Genomic DNA, 17,018 nt, shown 5'->3' on the forward strand with positions numbered 1-17,018 from the left:
GTTTAATCAACCATCAGTCTTTTGGATGCCAGGTGTTTATCGCCGGATGATATCTTTAAAACATAGACACCGTGCGGAAGCCCGCCCAGCGGGATGTTGAGGGAACCGCCCCAGGTCTTCCATTCCTTCAGCGGCCGTCCGCTCATGTCAAACATCACCACATGATATTCCTGCTTGCCGGCCGGCATTTTTAAAGTAGCCTGTCCTTTCGCGGGATTCGGGAAAAGCGTATAATCCTTGTCCGCTTCTTCCAATCCTTCGTTCACCGCGGTTTTCGCCATGGCGGACAGCAGGCCGGGAACTGCATCTACGCGCACTTTCCGCGTGGCGCCGTTCCCGATGGACGTTTCCACATACACCACCGTATAGTCGGAGAACTGGCGGCAGAAAGTGGGGATATTCACGCCGGTAGCGGAATCTACGGCCTGGTACACGGCATTGGCGTTGGACAGTTTGAACTTCAGGCGTACATACGGTAACGCATATCCGCTGCACGTGATCGTTGCGCGGCCCTGCGTTTGGGTAGCGCCGTTCTGCGTGTAGTTCACGGCGAGGTCCAGGTTGTCCGCCAGGATGTAATCTTCCGTGATGGTGCCGTTATTTACATTTACCAGCGAAAAGCCGGGAGAGTTGCCCGCGCCGGTGTTGTCGCCATTGGCTACCCCGGTGCGCAGGAAAGGAATGCCGGAGGGACTGTCCGTACCGGTGCCGTAGGTATGCGCATGCCCGAAGATCATATAATCCACATTGCCGTCCTCATACAACGCCCGCGCATTCGCTACCGTATTATGGTCCGGAATGAACATGCTGAAACCGTGGTGGGTCACGGAAATACGTGCCGCGGCCGTTTGATTGGCCGCCAATGCATCCTCCGTAAAATCCGAGATGGCCACTCCTACCGAATCGTTATTATCAAACCGCAGGTAAGCATTCGGTGTGCATCCACCGAAATAATGGCGGGAGTTCCAGTTGGGCATGTCGTAGTAGAAACGGTTGATCAGGAAGTGAATGCCGCCGCCGGTGTAAGTGGGATGCACGGTGAAGCTGTATTCGGTGGCGCCCATGTATTTGCGCCACAGGCGTTCGCCCTGCCCGTAGTTGGAATCGTCCAGCGCCTGCCAGCCGCCGCGGGTGATGTCGTGGTTGCCGAGCGCTTCAAATACCGGTGTAGGATAGTTGGCAAACAGCGCCAGGTAATCCTGGTAGATCTGATCGGTCACGGGTTGCGCGGGACTCTGGTTGCCGCAGCCAATGCAGCCGCCATCGTCGCCATGCTGCACACAATCACCGGCGGCCACGGACAGTACGGGATTGATCAGCGCGGATTTGGCGAGCAGCCGCTGGAAACGGGTGGGCCTGTGCTGACTGTCGCCCCAGGCGACAAAATAGAAATTCCAGGGCGTGAGGTACCAGGGATTGATCCAGATGGTCTGCACCAGACCTGCTGTGATCGACCAGGTGAAGGTAAGTGTGTTCGTTCCTTTCGCGGTGATGGTGCCCGCATTCAGGAACACAAAATCAGGATCAACATTTTTGATCACCACGGTGTAGGTCTTTGCGGAACCGCCGGTGTTGTTGACCTGGATAGAGCCGTGAAGGCCGTTCATCCGGACCGCGAGATTATTGGTGGCATGATTGGTGCCTACCACTTCCGCGCATTGATAAAAGGTAAACGCCTGGGAGAAGACGTTTACCTGGGCTGACAGCATCAGCAAAACAATAAAGAGCGCTGTGCGGATGATTTTTCTGGATAGCTTTTTCATACGGGAAAAGGGTTTATGGGTGAATGGATTTTATTGGTAACCGGGATTTTCGTCCAGGTTGGGATTATTACCTCTACGGGCATTTGTAATGGGCAGATAGTAGTTGCGTTCGTAAAACACGGGGTCTGAGCTGGTGCCGTCTATCTGGTCGATGATCTCCAGTTTATATTTTCCGGTCGTATAGTCAAGTATGTAGCGCATGCCGCTGTGCGGGCCGGTAAGCACGTCTTCAGCGGTTCTCCAGCGGCGGAGGTCCCAGTAGCGGTGCCCTTCAAAAGCCAGCTCCACTTTTCTTTCGTGGCGTATTTTTTCCATATCGATGGAAGTATGTTCGCGTATGCCTGCCCTTTCGCGGATGTCGTTGATGGCGGACAGGGCTTCGGGCGCATGATTGAGTTCGAAGGCGGCTTCCGCATAGTTCAGCAACACTTCCGCGTAGCGGAATATCTGCCAATCCGTGCCGGATGTAGCGCGTTCTCCCATATTGTCTTTCGTTTCTTCCAGGTATTTCATCACACCGAAACCCGGACCGAAACTGTTATCTACCATCTGATCGCCTTTTGCGGGCACGTTCTGGTAAGAGCCGCTGGTCTGGATAGTACCGTCCGGCAGCTGCAGGCCGTTGTGGAAGTCTACGCGGCCGCCTTTCCAGGGCGTGTTCTGCGTATAAATGGAGGCATAGAAACGGGGGTCTTTATCTCCCCATAACTCTTCCATGCTCCACACGCCCTGCTGAACGGCCGTTCTGTTCAGCGTACCGGGCGTACCGCCTACATGCTCGAATTCCTCCGCCATTTCAAGGTAAGGCGCATTCTGGTTGCCGGCGTTCCAGGCATGCGGCTTCGGCGCCTGGAAGAAATCCCACACCCATCCGTTCCCGCCGAGGTTCCGCTGCGTGTAATCATGCTGCTTCGCCCAGATCACTTCAATGTTGTTCTCTTTCAGGAAAACGTTTTTGAAGTTGGTCACTTTGTCCGCATCCACATCATAAAGATCATACTGTCCGCTTTTCATGATATCGTCCGCCGCATCAAAAGCCTGCTGGTAATATCCGTCGGGAGCCGCGGCAATGCCCACGAGCCCGTCCAGCTGCACGGTGCCGTACTTCGCGATGCTGGCGGCGTAGAGGGCCGCTCTTGATTTCAGCGCGAGCGCGGTGTAGCGGGAAGGCCGGCCGTATTCCGTTTCGCCTCTTTCGGGCAGATCGGGAATGGCGGCATCCAGCTCGGCGAGAATGAAATCATACACCTGTTGTTCCTTGTCGCGCTTGCGGTACAGCTCTTCATAAGATGCATTGATGTCCTGCGGTTCGGTGATCAGCGGCACGCCGCCATAGCGCTTTACCATGGAGAAGTAGCTGAAAGCCCGCAGGAACCTTGCTTCCGCGGTGCGCACCTTGCGGAAGTTTTCATCCACCGGCGCTTCCGGCACCCGCTTGATGAACTCGTTCAGCGTACGGATGGCGGAGTAGGAAGATTCCCACCAGTCCAGCACACCGCCTGAAATAGTGATGGCGTACATCTTCGCCTGCGATTGCCCGTAAATCCAGTTACGCATGCATTCATCGCTCAGCTCGTTGATGATAAAAGGGCCGTTCCAGTCGTCGCTGGCAGATCCGCTCGCATCGGGCGTTTCATTGGTGAGGATGGTGAATTGAAGATATACCTGTGTGAGATAGGCATTGATCAGCGCCTGGTCGTTCCACACCACCGCGTCCGTGATGGTATCGAGCGGTTGCTTGTCCAGCGCGTCTTTCAAACAGGACGAGCATACCAGTGAGAAGATCAGGAGTATATGTATAGTGCGTTTCATGTTCGGTATTTTTCGTGTATGCTGTTAAAAGGAGAGGTTGGCGCCAAAGGAGATCGTTTTCTGCTGCGGATAGTACCTTCCGCTTTCGCTGGTGGGCGCTTCCGGATCTATGTCATACTTTTTGAGCCGGTTGATGGTGAGGATGTTGGTGGCCGCTACGTAAAACCTTACCTGCACTATTTTCAGCCTGTTCAGCAAAGGTTTGGGAAGACTGTAACCCAGCGCTACGGTTTTCAGTCTTACGTAACCGGCTTTCTTGTAGCGGTTATCCGTGTAGAAGTTGTTGGTACCCGCACCGCCGAGACGCGGTATCAGCGCATTCGGATCGTTGTTTTCTTCCGTCCATCTTTCTTCGTAGACATAAGACGGGAAGTTGGCGCCTTGTGAAAAAGTGATATAGGTATGATGCCCCATCGCGCCCTGGATCAATGCGGAGAAGTCGAAGTTCCTGTACCGCAGGTCCGTATTCAGGCCCATCATCCAGTGCGGCCGGGTGCCCTTGCCGATCTCCACCTGATCTTTCCAGTCCAGCGTACCGTCGCCGTTTACGTCCACCAGGCGCTGGTCCCCGATGCGGAGCGTGGTATTGCCGCGCAGGTCCTGGTCGAAGGGAAGATCGTCAATTTCTTTCTGCGAAGTGAAGAGGCCGTCCGCCAGGTAACCGAACTGGCGGTCCGCCCATTTGCCGGACCTTTCATTGATCCTTTTCTGATCGGGATCTTCGTAATCCGGTTCCTCGTAATGGTCCCATTTGGACCTTGACCAGGAAACATTACCGGACACGTTGTACGTAAATTCGCCCACCTTGCCGGCCGTACCGATGTTCATTTCAAAGCCGCGGTCGTTCAGGCTGTTGAGGTTTTCCAGCGGGAGCGCCGAGCCGAAGGAAGACGGAATGGTGGTGGCCCTGCTGGCGAGAATGCCGGAGCGCTTGCGGTAAAAAACGTCCAGTTCACCGTAGAGCTTTCTGTTCATGAGCGAGAAATCAACACCGCCATTGTACGTGCTGATCTTTTCCCAGGTCATGTAAGGATTGGGCAGCCCTTTGGATACAAGTCCGAACTGCGGTTCGGGGCCCAGGATGTAAGTGTACTGCGAGAGCTGGTAGCCGGACAAATACTGGAAGTTGCCGATGGCATCATTGCCGGCTTCGCCATAGCTGGCTCTCAATTTCAGATGGTCTACAAAATGTACGTTCCGCATAAATCCTTCTTCAGACATCCGCCAGCCGAGCGACACACTGGGGAAGTAACCCCATCTTGAACTGGCGGGGAATTTGGCGGATGCGTCCGCACGGAAAATGGATTCAAGCAGGTATTTATCGCGGAAGGAATAATTCAGACGGCCGACATAACTTTTTCTGCCCATTTCGCTGGCGCTGCCGTTGTTAGACATGCCTACGGTGCTGCCGCCGAACAGCTGGTCGATGGAAGCGGTGAGAAAGTTGTTCCTGCCGGCGCTGATCCAGTCGCCTTTAAAGTCGATCGCTTCGTAGAGCGCGAGGGCGGTCACGCGGTGGTCCGCGGCGAAGGTCCTTTCATAATTGAGCGAGTATTGTACGGTGAGCGTCCTGTTCTTGTCGTCGCGCGTGCTCAGCGTACCCTTGCCGCCATAAGAGCCGGCCACCGTATATACATCACTGGTAGGATCATAGGTGTACGCGAGCAGGGGTTTCACAAAAACGCGGTTGGCCACGTAGTTGGATGCATAGTTACCAAAAGCCCGCGCGGAAAGCCCTTTGATGAATTTAAACTGGTAGTTCAACGCCAGCGAGCCGCGGAGGCTTTGCCCGTCTGTATTGTTGTAGCCGGACAACTCGCTGTTGCTGACGATATGCGCGCCGCCGGTGCCGTTGCCATGCGCGAAAGGTACTTTGGCAGGGTCGGGCAAACGCGCGGGATAAATCGGCAGCGTATTCCACAGGTATCCCCATGCGCTGGCTTCGCCGGACTGAATGGAGGTTTGCGGAAAGTTCCGGTCTTCGATGATATTGGCAACGGTCAGCTCCAGCGAAAGGTTGTCGAGTATTTTCGCATCGATGTTCGACTGGAAATTGTAGCGTTTATAATCACCGCCATTATTCCGGAACACCGTTTCCTGGTCCAGGAAACCGATGAAACCATAATAGCGGATGGCGTCGTTACCGCCGCGCACGGAAAGGTTGTGCTGCTGCTGTGGCGCCCAGGGGCGGATCAGCTCTTTATACCAGTCCGTGTTCGGGAACAGGGGATCATTGCCTTCATAATATTTTTGTACTTCATCCTCGGTGAAAGGGGCGGTGGCTTCCGGCAAGCCGGCCTGCAAATGTTCTTCGCGGGAAAGTTCCGCGAACTGCCCGGCGGTTACCGGCTTCGGCATCACGGTGATGCCTTGCAGCGTTTGCGAGGTATTGAACGTAAATACAGGCTTGCCGCTGTTGCCGCGTTTGGTGGTCACGAGTATAACGCCGTTGCCTGCACGGGAACCGTAGATGGAAGCGGAAGCATCTTTCAGAATGGAGATGGATTCTATCTGGTTCGCATCAATAAAACGGAAATCCATTTCAATACCGTCTACGATCACCAGCGCATCACCGAAGCCGCGGATGCTTAACTGCGCCGCATCGGAGCCGGGCGTGCCGTTGGACTGCAAGGAGATCAGTCCCGGCAAACGGCCGGCCAGTGCGTTCGTTGGACTGGCAACGGGCGCTTTGGTGATGGCATCGGAAGAAACCGTAGCGATGGAACCGGTGATGTTCCCTTTCCGCTGGGTGCCATATCCCACTACTACTGCCTCATTCAGATCGGCCACGGCTTCCGCCAGCGTTACATTGATGGCGCCGGGTTCTTTCACGGCGATCTCCTGCGGCGTGAAGCCCATATAGGTGAACACCAGGATGCTGCCGGCATCCGCTACGGTGATCCTGAAGCGGCCGTCCGCATCCGTAGCGGTGCCGGTGTTGGTGCCTTTGATCTTGATGCTGACGCCGGGCAGCGGTTCGCCTTTTTTGTCTGTTACGGTGCCGGTTACAACAATGTCCGCCGGCACTGCGGGCGCGGGTTTGGCCGCTTCCTTCCGGGTCACCACGATGGTGTTGCGGCGGATGGTGTATGCCAGCGGTTTGCCTTCAAAACATTTCTGCAATACGGTTTCCACTTTGGCGTTGCTGAAGCGCAGCGCTGCAACAGGCGTCTGTACAATGTCCCCGTCACAAAGCACATTGTATCCCGCCTGTTTCCTGATCTCCAGGAATACCTCTTCAAGGGTGGCTTTTTCTACGGATAAGGTGATGCCCTGCGCATAACAGCGGGCATTTACATCCAGCAAGCTGGCGAACATCAAGAGTAGCGTCAAAGGCAGGCATAGCAGGAAGCTATGGGACGCACCGGTCTGTTTCCTGTTTGGAACGGGAAAGGAAAATTTCATAACTGGGAATGATTGAAGTTTACTGAGTTGTTACTGCTATTTTTGTGATACGATGACTTTTCGGCCTTCCATGCTGAAGTGCATTGTTCCTGTCAGCTCCAGCATCTGTAGTACTTCGGTGATATTCTCGAACCGGGAAATGGTGCCCCACAGGGCTTTTTGGTTGACATTGCCCCGGTATTCGACTTCCACGTCGTACCAGCGGGCGATCTTTCTCATCACACTTTGAATGCTTTCATCGGTAAATTTAAAGTAGCTGTTCTTCCATGCCACCGCGCCTTCCACATCGCCCGGCGTTACTTTCAGGTCTTTCGTTCGGTGGTTGAAAAGTGCCTGCTGCCCTACGTTCAGCAGTACTTCCTTATTCCTGTTCAGCACTTTTACGGCGCCTTCCAGGAGGGTGGTGGTCACGTGGCTTTCATCGGCATAGGCCATGATATTAAAATGCGTGCCGAGCACGGCTACTTCCATATCGTTATTCACCTTTACTTTAAAAGGCATGTTCATATCTTTTGCGATCTCGAAGTAGGCTTCTCCTTTCAGCTCCACGATCCTTTCGCTGCCGGAAAAAGTTGTGGGGAAACGCAGGGATGAAGAGGCGTTCAGCCATATCCGCGACCCGTCCGGCAGCGTCAGCTGGTACTGCCCGCCGGTGGGCGTTGTGAGAATGTTGTAGCTGGTGGTGGCCTGCCTGCCGCTGGCGGCATATTCCAGCGCGCCGGCGTTCTGACGGATGGTGGCAACGCCTTGCTGTATCACCCGGTTGCCGGAACTGTCCAGCGTAATGGTGCTGCCGTCCGCCAGCGTGAGCACGGCTTTGGTGCTGCCGGGCGTTACGCTGGCCGTTTGGGTGGGTATTCCCTGTTGCAGCGTTTTTTCATTTCTGAAAACGCCGGTGAACAGCGCACCGCCCAGTAACAATACAACGGCCGCTGCCGCCGCTGCCCAGGGCCATGTTCTGCGAACAGGCATCCTGCGTACCCGCGCCTCTTCCCGTATCTTCGCTTCAATGGCCGTTTTAATGCGGTCCGCCACTTCGGGATATTGCTCCCCGCCCGCGGCGGAGGCTTCCAGTTGCCGGTCCATCACCTGTTCCAGCTCCCGCACATACCGGGGATCATCCAGCAGCTTGCGCAGTGCCGCCTTGCCCTCATCGTTCAGGGTTCCCGATATATACTGATCGATCAGCTTTTTGAAGTTGTCAGTGTCCATACGTATGCTCGCAATTAAATAGACGCAGAAAAAAAGACCGCAATAGGGTGCGCCGGCAAATTTTTTTAAAAAAAGTGCTAAAGCGGGGCGGATAATAAAAAAGAAAGGGAGAGAACGGTGCCCATATGGCTTTTCAGGTAAGACCGCAGAAAGAGCAGCGCCTGCACCATGTGCTCATTCACCGTGCCTTTGGAGATACCTAACTCATTGGCGATGCGGTCGTAGCTCATGCCTTCGAAACGGCTCATGCGGAATACCTGTTTCCGGCGCGGCGGCAATAGTTCTATTCCCCGCAACAGTACGTCCGACAGCTGCCGGTATTCCAGTTGCCGCAAAGGCGTCAGCGTATCCTTCTCCGCATCTTCCGCCGACCCGCCAAGGCGTTCCAGCTTTTTACGCAATTCGGAAATGGTGCGGTTGCGGGTGACGATGTGCAGGTATCCCGGGAAATTCACGATCCCCGGAAGATCCTGCCGGTGATGCCATATCTGTAAAAATATATCCTGGGTGATCTCTTCGGAAAGCGGGGCGTTCTTGATATAGGTCAATACATGGGCATAGATCCTGGAGGAATATGCAGCTACCAGCGTGGTAAATGCCTGCTGTTCTCCGGCGGCTACCTGGCAAAGCAGTTCTCTTTCGTTATGTAGAATATCCTGCATTTTCCTGAAAAGCCTTCGCTTGTTGGCCCGGCTAAAATTAGCAAAAAAGCGGAGATTATACAGGCGATTACAAAAAGGTAACGGCCGGTTTGAAAAAGATTTTTTCCATTCCGGCCGTTATTGGTATTTTCTTATTACATACTGATCATATCTTGTCCAGCGGCTTGCGCTTTTCTTCTTTCACCGCCTTGAAATGACTGGGCGTAAGGCCGGTGACTTTCTTGAACTGCCCGGATAAATGCGCTACGCTGCTGTATCCCAGCTTATAAGCGATCTCGCTCAACGTCAGCTCATTATATACCAGCAGCTCTTTCACCCTTTCTATTTTTTGCTGGATCACATATTGCTCGATGGTGGTATGCTCCGTTTCAGAGAACAGCTTGCTCAGCTGCTGATAGTCTTTCTGCAAATGCTGGGACAGCAGGGTGGAGAAGTTCTCGTTCAGCTCGTCCAGCTCACCGTAATGCACCGTTTCTATCACAAAGTTCTTGATGCTTTCCACGGTTTGCAGCCGGCGGTCGTCCAGCAAGGTGAAGCCTTCTTCTTCCAGCGCTTTGGCAATGCGCCCTATTTGTTCCGCATCGGGCGCGCCTTCCACGATCGCTTTACCGAGGCTGACATCCACCACGGCCAGCTCCTGGTGCTCCAGCACATAGCGCACCATCTTGATGCAGCGCGGGCAAACCATGTTCTTGATATGTAATACCGTTGTGTTCATGTCACCTGTTTCTGACGTTAAAGATATTATGTTCTATCCTTACCAGGAAACTGCGGTCCGTATTGCGCGCCATGTCTCCGAACAGCTGCGTGCGGTAGGAAAGGTCCAGCCGCGTGGTGCTGTTAAAGATGAACTGGATGGCGGGCGCCACATCCACATAATAGCCTGCCCGGTACTGGTCCATATTGGATTTGCCGAGCAGCTCCACGTAGAGGTTCAGGTTCGTTTGCTCGTAGCTTTTGTATTGCACGGGCAGCAGCAGGTAGCCGGCGGACAGGCTGTAGTTGGCGACGTTGCGCGAAAAGAACAGCGGTATTTCATCCTTCATGTTCTTCATGAAACGGTTATAGCCCAACGTGGCGGACACCGCGAATTTGTGCACCAGCTGCGTGGCGATGATACCGCCGCCAACACCGGAGCTCATGCCTTCGAGGTCCAGCTCCTCATTGCTGTAAGGCTTTGCGGTATGATCGTGCTCCTCTCCCATCACCGGGTAATACGGATTGTCGATCAGCGAGCCTTTCACATAAGCGGCCATGCGGAAGTGGGAATGCACGTCGTCGTTGGACAAAAAGCGGTACTTCGCGTAAACGCCGGCGCCTTCAAAACGTACGTCGCGCTGCATGTTGTTGGAGGCATATCCCAGCACATGCACCATCAGTCTTTTTGTGAAGCCGAACATGACTTCCGGCTCAAAGCGCATGCCGGTGCCGCTTTCGTGCTTCATGTTGAAAAATTTGTTCGTCAGGCGGATGCCGAGGGAATTGGTGGCCATATTGCTGGCGGGCTCGCTGTTCACATACAGTTCCTGCGCCTGCGCGGCAGAAGCGGTGCAGACGAACACCAGCAAGGTCAATAGTTTTTGCATGTTGCGGTGTTTAGATGGTCACGTGATAAACCCGTTTGTCCGACGCCGCGCCATTGGCGGGCTTGCAGCAATCCGCCATGGTACCTGTTTTGTAGCAGGGCATAGATGTTTTTGCGCTGTAGCTTTTAAAGGATTTGGCGGAGATGAAATCCTTGTCGATCACAGTGATGTCCTTGTCGCCCTGCAATACCTGCGGCTGTACGTTCATGAAATGCAGCGTCTGGCCGGCAAAGTTGATGTGCGCATCGTTTTCGATCTTCACTTTATCGAAGCTGGCGGTAACGGTGAGCTTTGCCACGGAGAAGCCTGCATTTTCCACCTTGCTCTTGATCTGGTCCAGGTTAACGGCGGAGCCGGGCTTGAAGTGCAGCACAAAGGTGGTGTTATTGAGGTCCGTATCGATCCTGTCTACAAAAGGAAGTGTTTTCAGCGCTTTGAACGTTGCGTTGGAACACATGGCGCAGGTAAGGCCGGCGGCCTGTAATGCAGCTTTTTTATATTGTTGTGCGGATGCTGAAAACTGGATACCGGCCAGTAATGACAGCGCAATGATAATAGCTTTCATCTGATAAGATTTGATTTTTTAGCGGCAGATGACATCAGAGATGCATCGAAACCTAAAGAATTTAACATGACCGGGATAACCTCGCATGAGCAAGCCCGGTTTCAAATGCGGGTATTATTCCGGTATCAGATCAGGAAAGTGCAATGGCGGGTAAAAAGGGGAACAGCGGTGCCCGGCGGTGGCGCGTGATGCGGCGCCCAGGCCTGCAATGCCGGTTGAACAGGAGCGGTTTGCAGCCATGCGGGCTGCAGCGTAACAGGAATGGCGGTGATGGAATGGGTAAGCCCGGCAAAAGCCTTGGCGGCCATTTGGGAATCATCCACCTTCAGCCATTTGGCCTCATCCTGGCAGCAATCCCCCTTTACCGGCATGCCGCATTTGCCGCAGCTGTTATCATGGGAATCGTGCAGATCGATGGAAGCCAGCTCACCCATGCAATAATGCACATTCACTGTGAACCCGCTGGTTATCAGCGTGTACAGCACAGCAAAACATATGGTGAGCATTTTCTTCATCTTTACAAAATTAGGCTTTTTAGTTTATATACCACCACCGCAGCCCTACCCGCAGCGCAAAATTGTTGGAAGGGTACGAGGGCGCGTAGAAATTCCGGTCGAGCACAAAAATGTTCAGGTTCTCCGCGCGTACGTATGCGGTGAAGGATTTGATCCGGAAGTGAACGAATGCCGCAACTTCCGGATAGTTGGAAAACTGCTCTGTATTCTGATAAAAATACTGGCCGAGCACCGGCGAATAGTCATCCGCGTAAAAAGGCGTATTGTATTTGGCTTCGATGCCGGTATAGAGGTTCAGGTTTTTGTACAGCTGCCCGTTGTAGGCAAAACGGTGGCGCGTCCAGATCGTTGGAATGTTGATGGGCGCGTTGCCGGCGATCTGCTGGAAGGCAAAGTCCGCATCCCAGAAAAAGCTGCCTACGTTCACACGTTTATGAAAGATGATCTGCAGCATGTTAAACAGACCGGTGAACTGCTCGCTTTCGGAAAAGCTCTTGAAATAGGTGTATTTGTTGAACAGGTAGTAGTTCGCCTGGAGGTTGTATTGCAGCCGCCGGTTATCGGCCCTGAACTGCAGCTGGGTGATGTTTTCCTTGCCGATGTCCGCATTGCGGTACACCTTGCCGTGATTCAGCTCAAAATACCGGTAGATGTAAGACGGTTCCTTGTTCACGTTCTTCGCCATGAGGCTCACGTTGCCGAACAGATCGTTGATATACCTGCTCAGTGTTCCCATCGCCATGTAATCGCCGGCGTTTTCGCCGAGCAGGTACAGTTCGCCGCGGCCCTGCAGGTCCCATTTGCCGTTCTTCGTTTTGTTCCGGTATTCGCCGTGAATGTGCAGGTTCTGGAAGGTGACGCTGCTGCGCATGAATTCCCCGATGATATTATCGAAGCCTGCTCCTACCCGGATGAAGTGCGCCATGTTTCCCCGCACGGGAAACTGCATGAGCGACAGGTCGTTGGAGAGGATGCGCCATTGGTGGCGGGACAGCACGGAATCGTTGCCGAGGTTGGCGGGCAGGATGTTGAAGCCGTACCGCGAGGGATAATAAGTGGAATCCGGTTCCGTATCCATATAGCGGTAGGTGTTCTGGGTGTAGGTGAAGGTATGTTCCACCCTGAACACCGGATCGAACTTGTAATATTCCGTAGTGTCATTCACGTGCACGGTGTCGCCGCGGCCCCAGTCGTACTGCTGACGCAGCAAAAAGCTGGCTTCCTGGTAAGCGTTCTTCACGGGGATGACGGTATTGAAAAAAGTGGCGGTTTCTGTGGCATCCCCGCCGAGCTTGGTGGGAATGAGGCGCAGCCGGTCGTATTCGGGTTTGTGCAGGAACGAGTCTGCGCGGATGCCGCCGTTCTCCCCGCCGTTGAACTTGTTCAGGTAATAGCTCATCAGGATGTGGTACCGTTTGTTCTGGCTGTTGTAATTGGCCGTTACGCGGTAGGTATCGTGATTGGTGTTCTGGTTCAGGTAAAATCCGGGGGAGTTCACTTTCCGGTAATCGAACGAGAAATTGAACTTCTGGCCGCGGTTCTGGGTGTGCATGAGGTTGATCATCTGCTCCTGCTGGCCGCCGATGAGGTAGCCCAGCTCGGAATACGGGCGGGTGGTGGTGTAGAAGCGGGCATTCTGATGATTGAAACCGTAAATATCGAAGGCGTGAAAGCCGGGGTCGAAGCCGGCCTGCATGCGGGGTGTGAAGATGAGGTTGCGGGCCGCGGTGCCGTTGTTGCCGAGGGTGGAATAGCTGGCGGGAACGCGGAGGTAGTTCAGGTTAAAGTCGTAGATGGAGGAGTCCAGCATAAAGTCAGTGGGCTCGTCCAGGTAGCGGTAGCGGAGGGTGAGCGTATCCGGCTCGTGTTCGTGCTTGGTGGTATCCCGCTGCATGGAGCCGCCGCCACCCCCTCCCACCGGGAGGCGGCTGGTGTTAAATTGCGCCTGTACGGCGGCGCCGGTGCCTGTCAGCAAAAGAAAAAAGATGATGAACTGCCTCATTCTGATGATTCGTGTAGGGCCCGCAATTCCTTACAATTGTTGGACCAGTTCGCTGAAAATATATGTTAAATGTGGTTCCGCCGCCCTGGCCGCGGCCAGTACTTCTTCGTGGGTGATCACATTGTCTTCTTCCCGGATGCCCATGTCCGTGATCACGCTCATGGCGAACACTTTCAGGCCGCTGTGAATGGCTACGATCACTTCGGGCACGGTGCTCATGCCCACGGCATCTCCCCCGATGATGTGCATGAACCTGTATTCGGCGCGGGTTTCAAAGGTCGGGCCTTGTACGCCTACATAAACGCCGGTGTGTAAAGGTATGTTTTTGCGCGCTGCGATGGATTTTACTTTTGCGATGAGCGTTTTGGCGTAGGGCTCGCTCATGTCAGGGAAGCGGGGGCCCAGCTCGTCGATGTTCTTTCCGCGCAGCGGGTGCTCCGGCTGAAGGTTGATATGATCGGTGATGATCATCAGATCGCCTACTTTGAATTGGCTGTTCATGCCGCCCGCGGCGTTCGAGATCAGCAGGGTATGAATGCCCAGGGCCTTCATCACCCGCACGGGAAACGTCACCTGCTGCATACTCAGCCCTTCGTAATAATGAAAACGGCCGGCCATGGCCACAATGGGGCGGCCGCCCAGCTTCCCTAGGATCAGCCGGCCGGAATGGCCCTCCACCGTTGCGGGCGGAAAGTGCGGGATATCGTTGTAGGATATTTCCGTGCTGTCCGTAATCTCCGCGGCGAGGTTGCCCAGGCCGCTGCCCAGGATAATGCCGGCCTGCGGCGGCTCCGTAACGAACTGTTGTATGTAAGCCGTAGCTTCCTTGATCTGTGTCAGCATACCCCTTATTTGTGCCCGGCAAAGTTAATTCTATAATGAATACTATCAGCTTCCTTCAAAGAAATCACCTATCTAAAACATAAATTGACTAAATTAGCGGCCAAAATTAAATACCGATGAATTTACACGAGTACCAGGCTAAGGAACTGTTGAAAAAATATAACGTACCGGTACAGGAAGGTATCCCGGTAGATACTCCCGAAGCAGCGGCGGAAGCTTACAAGCAACTGAAAGTGCAGTTTGGCAACGAGTTCGCTGTTGTTAAAGCGCAAATCCACGCCGGTGGCCGTGGTAAAGGCAAGGTGAATGGTACTGAGCAGCGCGGTGTGGCGGTAGGAAAAAATTCAGAAGACGTAAAAACCATTGCCGGCAACATCCTTGGCGGCACACTGGTGACCATACAAACAGGCCCGGCGGGTAAAGTAGTGAACAAGGTGCTGGTAGCACAGGACGTTTACTATCCCGGCCCCAATCCTGTAAAGGAATTCTACCTTTCCATCCTGCTGGACAGGGCGAAAGGCCAGAACGTGATCATGTACTCCACCGAAGGCGGTATGGACATTGAAGAAGTGGCCCATAACACGCCGGACAAGATATTTAAGGAACTGGTACATCCCGGCGGCCCGCTGCAGGGATTCCAGGCGCGGAAGATCGCTTTCAACTTCGGCCTGAAAGGCGAAGCGTTCAAAAACATGGTAAAATTCGTGACCAACCTGTACAATGCGTACGTGGGCCTCGATGCCGCCATGCTCGAGATCAACCCGCTGTTCAAGACCAGCGACGAAAAGATCATCGCGGTAGACTGTAAAATGAACCTGGACGATAACGCCCTGCTCCGCCACCCCGACCTGGTAGCGCTGCGCGACGTGACCGAAGAAGATCCCACGGAAGTGGAAGCAGGCAAACACAACCTGAACTTCGTGAAACTCGACGGTAACGTGGGCTGTATGGTGAACGGCGCCGGCCTGGCCATGGCCACGATGGACATGATCAAGCTGAGCGGCGGCGAACCCGCCAACTTCCTGGACGTAGGCGGCACCGCCAATGCCCAGACCGTAGAAGCCGGCTTCCGCATCATCCTGAAAGATCCGAAAGTAAAAGCCATCCTGATCAATATCTTCGGCGGTATTGTGCGTTGCGACAGGGTTGCGCAGGGTGTGATCGACGCCTATAATTCCATCGGCACCATCAACGTACCCATCATCGTACGTTTGCAGGGCACCAATGCCGAGGAAGCCAAACAGCTCATCGAAGACAGCGGCCTGAAAGTGCAGTCCGCCATCCTGCTGAGCGAAGCCGCTACACTGGTGAACAAAGCCGTGAGCGCATAACAATTGAGAAAATGTTACCCGATAAAAAAGGCTGGCCTGATAGGTCGGCCTTTTGCTTTTTGGGGGTAAATCCCCTACCTTTATTCCTCCATCCTTATAATCTGAACATGCATTGGGTCGTTTAATCCGATAGTATGTTACGTATTCGCCAATTCTTCCTTATCTGCTCCGGCGCACATCTGCCGATGCTGCGGCGCGCTCCCGCTGAAATGAATAAATACGCGGGGATCGGCGCCACCATTTTCTTTACGGGCCTGCTGGCCGCGCTCTCGGGCGGATATGCCCTGTGGACGGTTTTCCAGGAACCCTGGGCCGCCGTGCTCTTCGCGCTCGTTTGGGGATTGATGATCTTCAACCTGGACCGTTACATTGTGTCCAGCATGAAAAAGCGGGACAAATTCGGGCAGGAGCTGTGGATGGCGCTGCCGCGGGTCGTTCTGGCCGTGCTGATCGCCGTGGTGATCTCCAAGCCGCTGGAACTCAGGGTCTTCGACAAGGAGATACAGGCGGAGCTGGTGATCATGGAACAGCAAAAGTTCAGGACGCAGGAAGAAAAGGTGCAGGAACGTTACCAGGCCCGGAGCCTTGAGATCAAAAACCGGATACAGGCCCTGCAGGCGGAGATCGACCGGCAGGCGGCCCGCCGGGATACATTGATGCTCATCGCGCAGCAGGAAGCGGACGGCACCGGCGGCTCCCGCATCCGCAACCTCGGCCCCATCTATAAAGCTAAAAAGGCGGACGCGGACAGCGCGGGCGCCGCACTGGCGGCCTTGCAGCAGCGCCACCGGGCGCTCAGCCGGGAACTGGCGCAGGTGGATTCTACGGTTACCGCCGGCATCACCCAGCTGAAACGCGGCAGCATCGACGGGTTCGCGTCCCGCCTCGATGCGCTCGGCACATTGACGAAAAACAGCGCGCCCATCCGCTGGGCCAACTGGTTCATCATGCTCCTGTTCGTGGCTATTGAAACAGCGCCGGTGTTCGTGAAGCTCATTTCGCCGAGGGGGCCGTATGACGATCTGCTGGAACAGCATGAATACAGCTTCATCATGCATAAAAAGGAAAGGAAAGCCATGCTCACCATGGAAACGGACGAGCGCATCGCGAAAAAGACAGCGGAAAGCGAAGCGAGGCTGAAGCGCACGGTTTATACGTGAGAAAGGGCATTCGTTGAGCATCTGCAATGTTTGCCGAAGCGCACGGCTTTGTGATACCCCGTCCGCATGAACCCCAGCAAGCGCACAGCGCTTACATGAATTTTTTTTTCAGGGATTTATGGAATCAGGAAAAAACCAGCATCCTGCCCATAAATCCCTTTG

Annotated in this window: 13 protein-coding genes; 2 read left to right on the top strand and 11 right to left on the bottom strand. The window is 54.3% G+C overall.

The features are described from left to right. Nucleotides 1-2 precede the first annotated feature (2 nt). From CCY01nite_RS01080 to CCY01nite_RS01130, 11 genes are all read right to left on the bottom strand, one after another. The gene (locus CCY01nite_RS01080) at nt 3-1,763 is read right to left on the bottom strand and encodes a metallophosphoesterase (RefSeq protein ID WP_146857455.1); all 1,761 of its coding nucleotides are present in this window, start codon (nt 1,761-1,763) and stop codon (nt 3-5) included. Nucleotides 1,764-1,793: 30 nt separating this feature from the next. After that, nucleotides 1,794-3,575 carry a RagB/SusD family nutrient uptake outer membrane protein gene (locus tag CCY01nite_RS01085; RefSeq protein ID WP_146857456.1) on the bottom strand — a complete coding sequence of 594 codons (1,782 nt, stop codon included), beginning with the start codon at nt 3,573-3,575 and terminating at the stop codon, nt 1,794-1,796. 24 nt (nt 3,576-3,599) lie between these two features. Beyond that, nucleotides 3,600-6,980: a TonB-dependent receptor gene (locus tag CCY01nite_RS01090; protein WP_146857457.1), complete on the bottom strand. Its 3,381-nt coding sequence runs from the start codon at nt 6,978-6,980 to the stop codon at nt 3,600-3,602. 36 nt (nt 6,981-7,016) lie between these two features. Then, a complete protein-coding gene (locus CCY01nite_RS01095) occupies nt 7,017-8,192 on the bottom strand; it encodes a FecR family protein (RefSeq protein WP_146857458.1) in 1,176 nt (391 codons plus the stop codon). A gap of 77 nt (nt 8,193-8,269) precedes the next feature. Continuing rightward, the gene (locus tag CCY01nite_RS01100) at nt 8,270-8,854 is read right to left on the bottom strand and encodes an RNA polymerase sigma-70 factor (protein WP_146857459.1); all 585 of its coding nucleotides are present in this window, start codon (nt 8,852-8,854) and stop codon (nt 8,270-8,272) included. Nucleotides 8,855-8,999: 145 nt separating this feature from the next. Continuing rightward, nucleotides 9,000-9,572 carry an AraC family transcriptional regulator gene (locus CCY01nite_RS01105; protein WP_146857460.1) on the bottom strand — a complete coding sequence of 191 codons (573 nt, stop codon included), beginning with the start codon at nt 9,570-9,572 and terminating at the stop codon, nt 9,000-9,002. 1 nt (nt 9,573) lies between these two features. After that, nucleotides 9,574-10,440 carry a hypothetical protein gene (locus CCY01nite_RS01110; protein ID WP_146857461.1) on the bottom strand — a complete coding sequence of 289 codons (867 nt, stop codon included), beginning with the start codon at nt 10,438-10,440 and terminating at the stop codon, nt 9,574-9,576. Nucleotides 10,441-10,450: 10 nt separating this feature from the next. Further along, nucleotides 10,451-11,005 carry a heavy-metal-associated domain-containing protein gene (locus CCY01nite_RS01115; RefSeq protein WP_146857462.1) on the bottom strand — a complete coding sequence of 185 codons (555 nt, stop codon included), beginning with the start codon at nt 11,003-11,005 and terminating at the stop codon, nt 10,451-10,453. A gap of 125 nt (nt 11,006-11,130) precedes the next feature. Further along, entirely contained in the window at nt 11,131-11,520 is a 390-nt protein-coding gene (locus CCY01nite_RS01120; protein WP_146857463.1) for an HYC_CC_PP family protein, read from the bottom strand. Nucleotides 11,521-11,539: 19 nt separating this feature from the next. Beyond that, entirely contained in the window at nt 11,540-13,522 is a 1,983-nt protein-coding gene (locus CCY01nite_RS01125) for a putative porin (protein ID WP_146857464.1), read from the bottom strand. Nucleotides 13,523-13,552: 30 nt separating this feature from the next. Continuing rightward, the gene (locus CCY01nite_RS01130) at nt 13,553-14,365 is read right to left on the bottom strand and encodes a purine-nucleoside phosphorylase (protein ID WP_146857465.1); all 813 of its coding nucleotides are present in this window, start codon (nt 14,363-14,365) and stop codon (nt 13,553-13,555) included. Between the two features lie 116 nt (nt 14,366-14,481). On the opposite strand from CCY01nite_RS01130, the gene sucC reads away from it, so the two are divergent. Beyond that, entirely contained in the window at nt 14,482-15,696 is a 1,215-nt protein-coding gene (gene sucC, locus CCY01nite_RS01135; protein WP_146857466.1) for an ADP-forming succinate--CoA ligase subunit beta, read from the top strand. A gap of 134 nt (nt 15,697-15,830) precedes the next feature. Next, nucleotides 15,831-16,856 carry a DUF4407 domain-containing protein gene (locus CCY01nite_RS01140; protein ID WP_146857467.1) on the top strand — a complete coding sequence of 342 codons (1,026 nt, stop codon included), beginning with the start codon at nt 15,831-15,833 and terminating at the stop codon, nt 16,854-16,856. Nucleotides 16,857-17,018: the final 162 nt, after the last annotated feature.

It is taken from the genome of Chitinophaga cymbidii (assembly GCF_007992715.1).
GTDB classification, from domain to species: Bacteria; Bacteroidota; Bacteroidia; order Chitinophagales; family Chitinophagaceae; genus Chitinophaga; species Chitinophaga cymbidii.

Coding starts and splice junctions, on each gene's coding strand:
- CCY01nite_RS01080 (WP_146857455.1), bottom strand. CDS start 1,763: ATGAAAAAGCTATCCAGAAAAATCATCCGCACAGCGCTCTTTATTGTT.
- CCY01nite_RS01085 (WP_146857456.1), bottom strand. CDS start 3,575: ATGAAACGCACTATACATATACTCCTGATCTTCTCACTGGTATGCTCG.
- CCY01nite_RS01090 (WP_146857457.1), bottom strand. CDS start 6,980: ATGAAATTTTCCTTTCCCGTTCCAAACAGGAAACAGACCGGTGCGTCC.
- CCY01nite_RS01095 (WP_146857458.1), bottom strand. CDS start 8,192: ATGGACACTGACAACTTCAAAAAGCTGATCGATCAGTATATATCGGGA.
- CCY01nite_RS01100 (WP_146857459.1), bottom strand. CDS start 8,854: ATGCAGGATATTCTACATAACGAAAGAGAACTGCTTTGCCAGGTAGCC.
- CCY01nite_RS01105 (WP_146857460.1), bottom strand. CDS start 9,572: ATGAACACAACGGTATTACATATCAAGAACATGGTTTGCCCGCGCTGC.
- CCY01nite_RS01110 (WP_146857461.1), bottom strand. CDS start 10,440: ATGCAAAAACTATTGACCTTGCTGGTGTTCGTCTGCACCGCTTCTGCC.
- CCY01nite_RS01115 (WP_146857462.1), bottom strand. CDS start 11,005: ATGAAAGCTATTATCATTGCGCTGTCATTACTGGCCGGTATCCAGTTT.
- CCY01nite_RS01120 (WP_146857463.1), bottom strand. CDS start 11,520: ATGAAGAAAATGCTCACCATATGTTTTGCTGTGCTGTACACGCTGATA.
- CCY01nite_RS01125 (WP_146857464.1), bottom strand. CDS start 13,522: ATGAGGCAGTTCATCATCTTTTTTCTTTTGCTGACAGGCACCGGCGCC.
- CCY01nite_RS01130 (WP_146857465.1), bottom strand. CDS start 14,365: ATGCTGACACAGATCAAGGAAGCTACGGCTTACATACAACAGTTCGTT.
- sucC (WP_146857466.1), top strand. CDS start 14,482: ATGAATTTACACGAGTACCAGGCTAAGGAACTGTTGAAAAAATATAAC.
- CCY01nite_RS01140 (WP_146857467.1), top strand. CDS start 15,831: ATGTTACGTATTCGCCAATTCTTCCTTATCTGCTCCGGCGCACATCTG.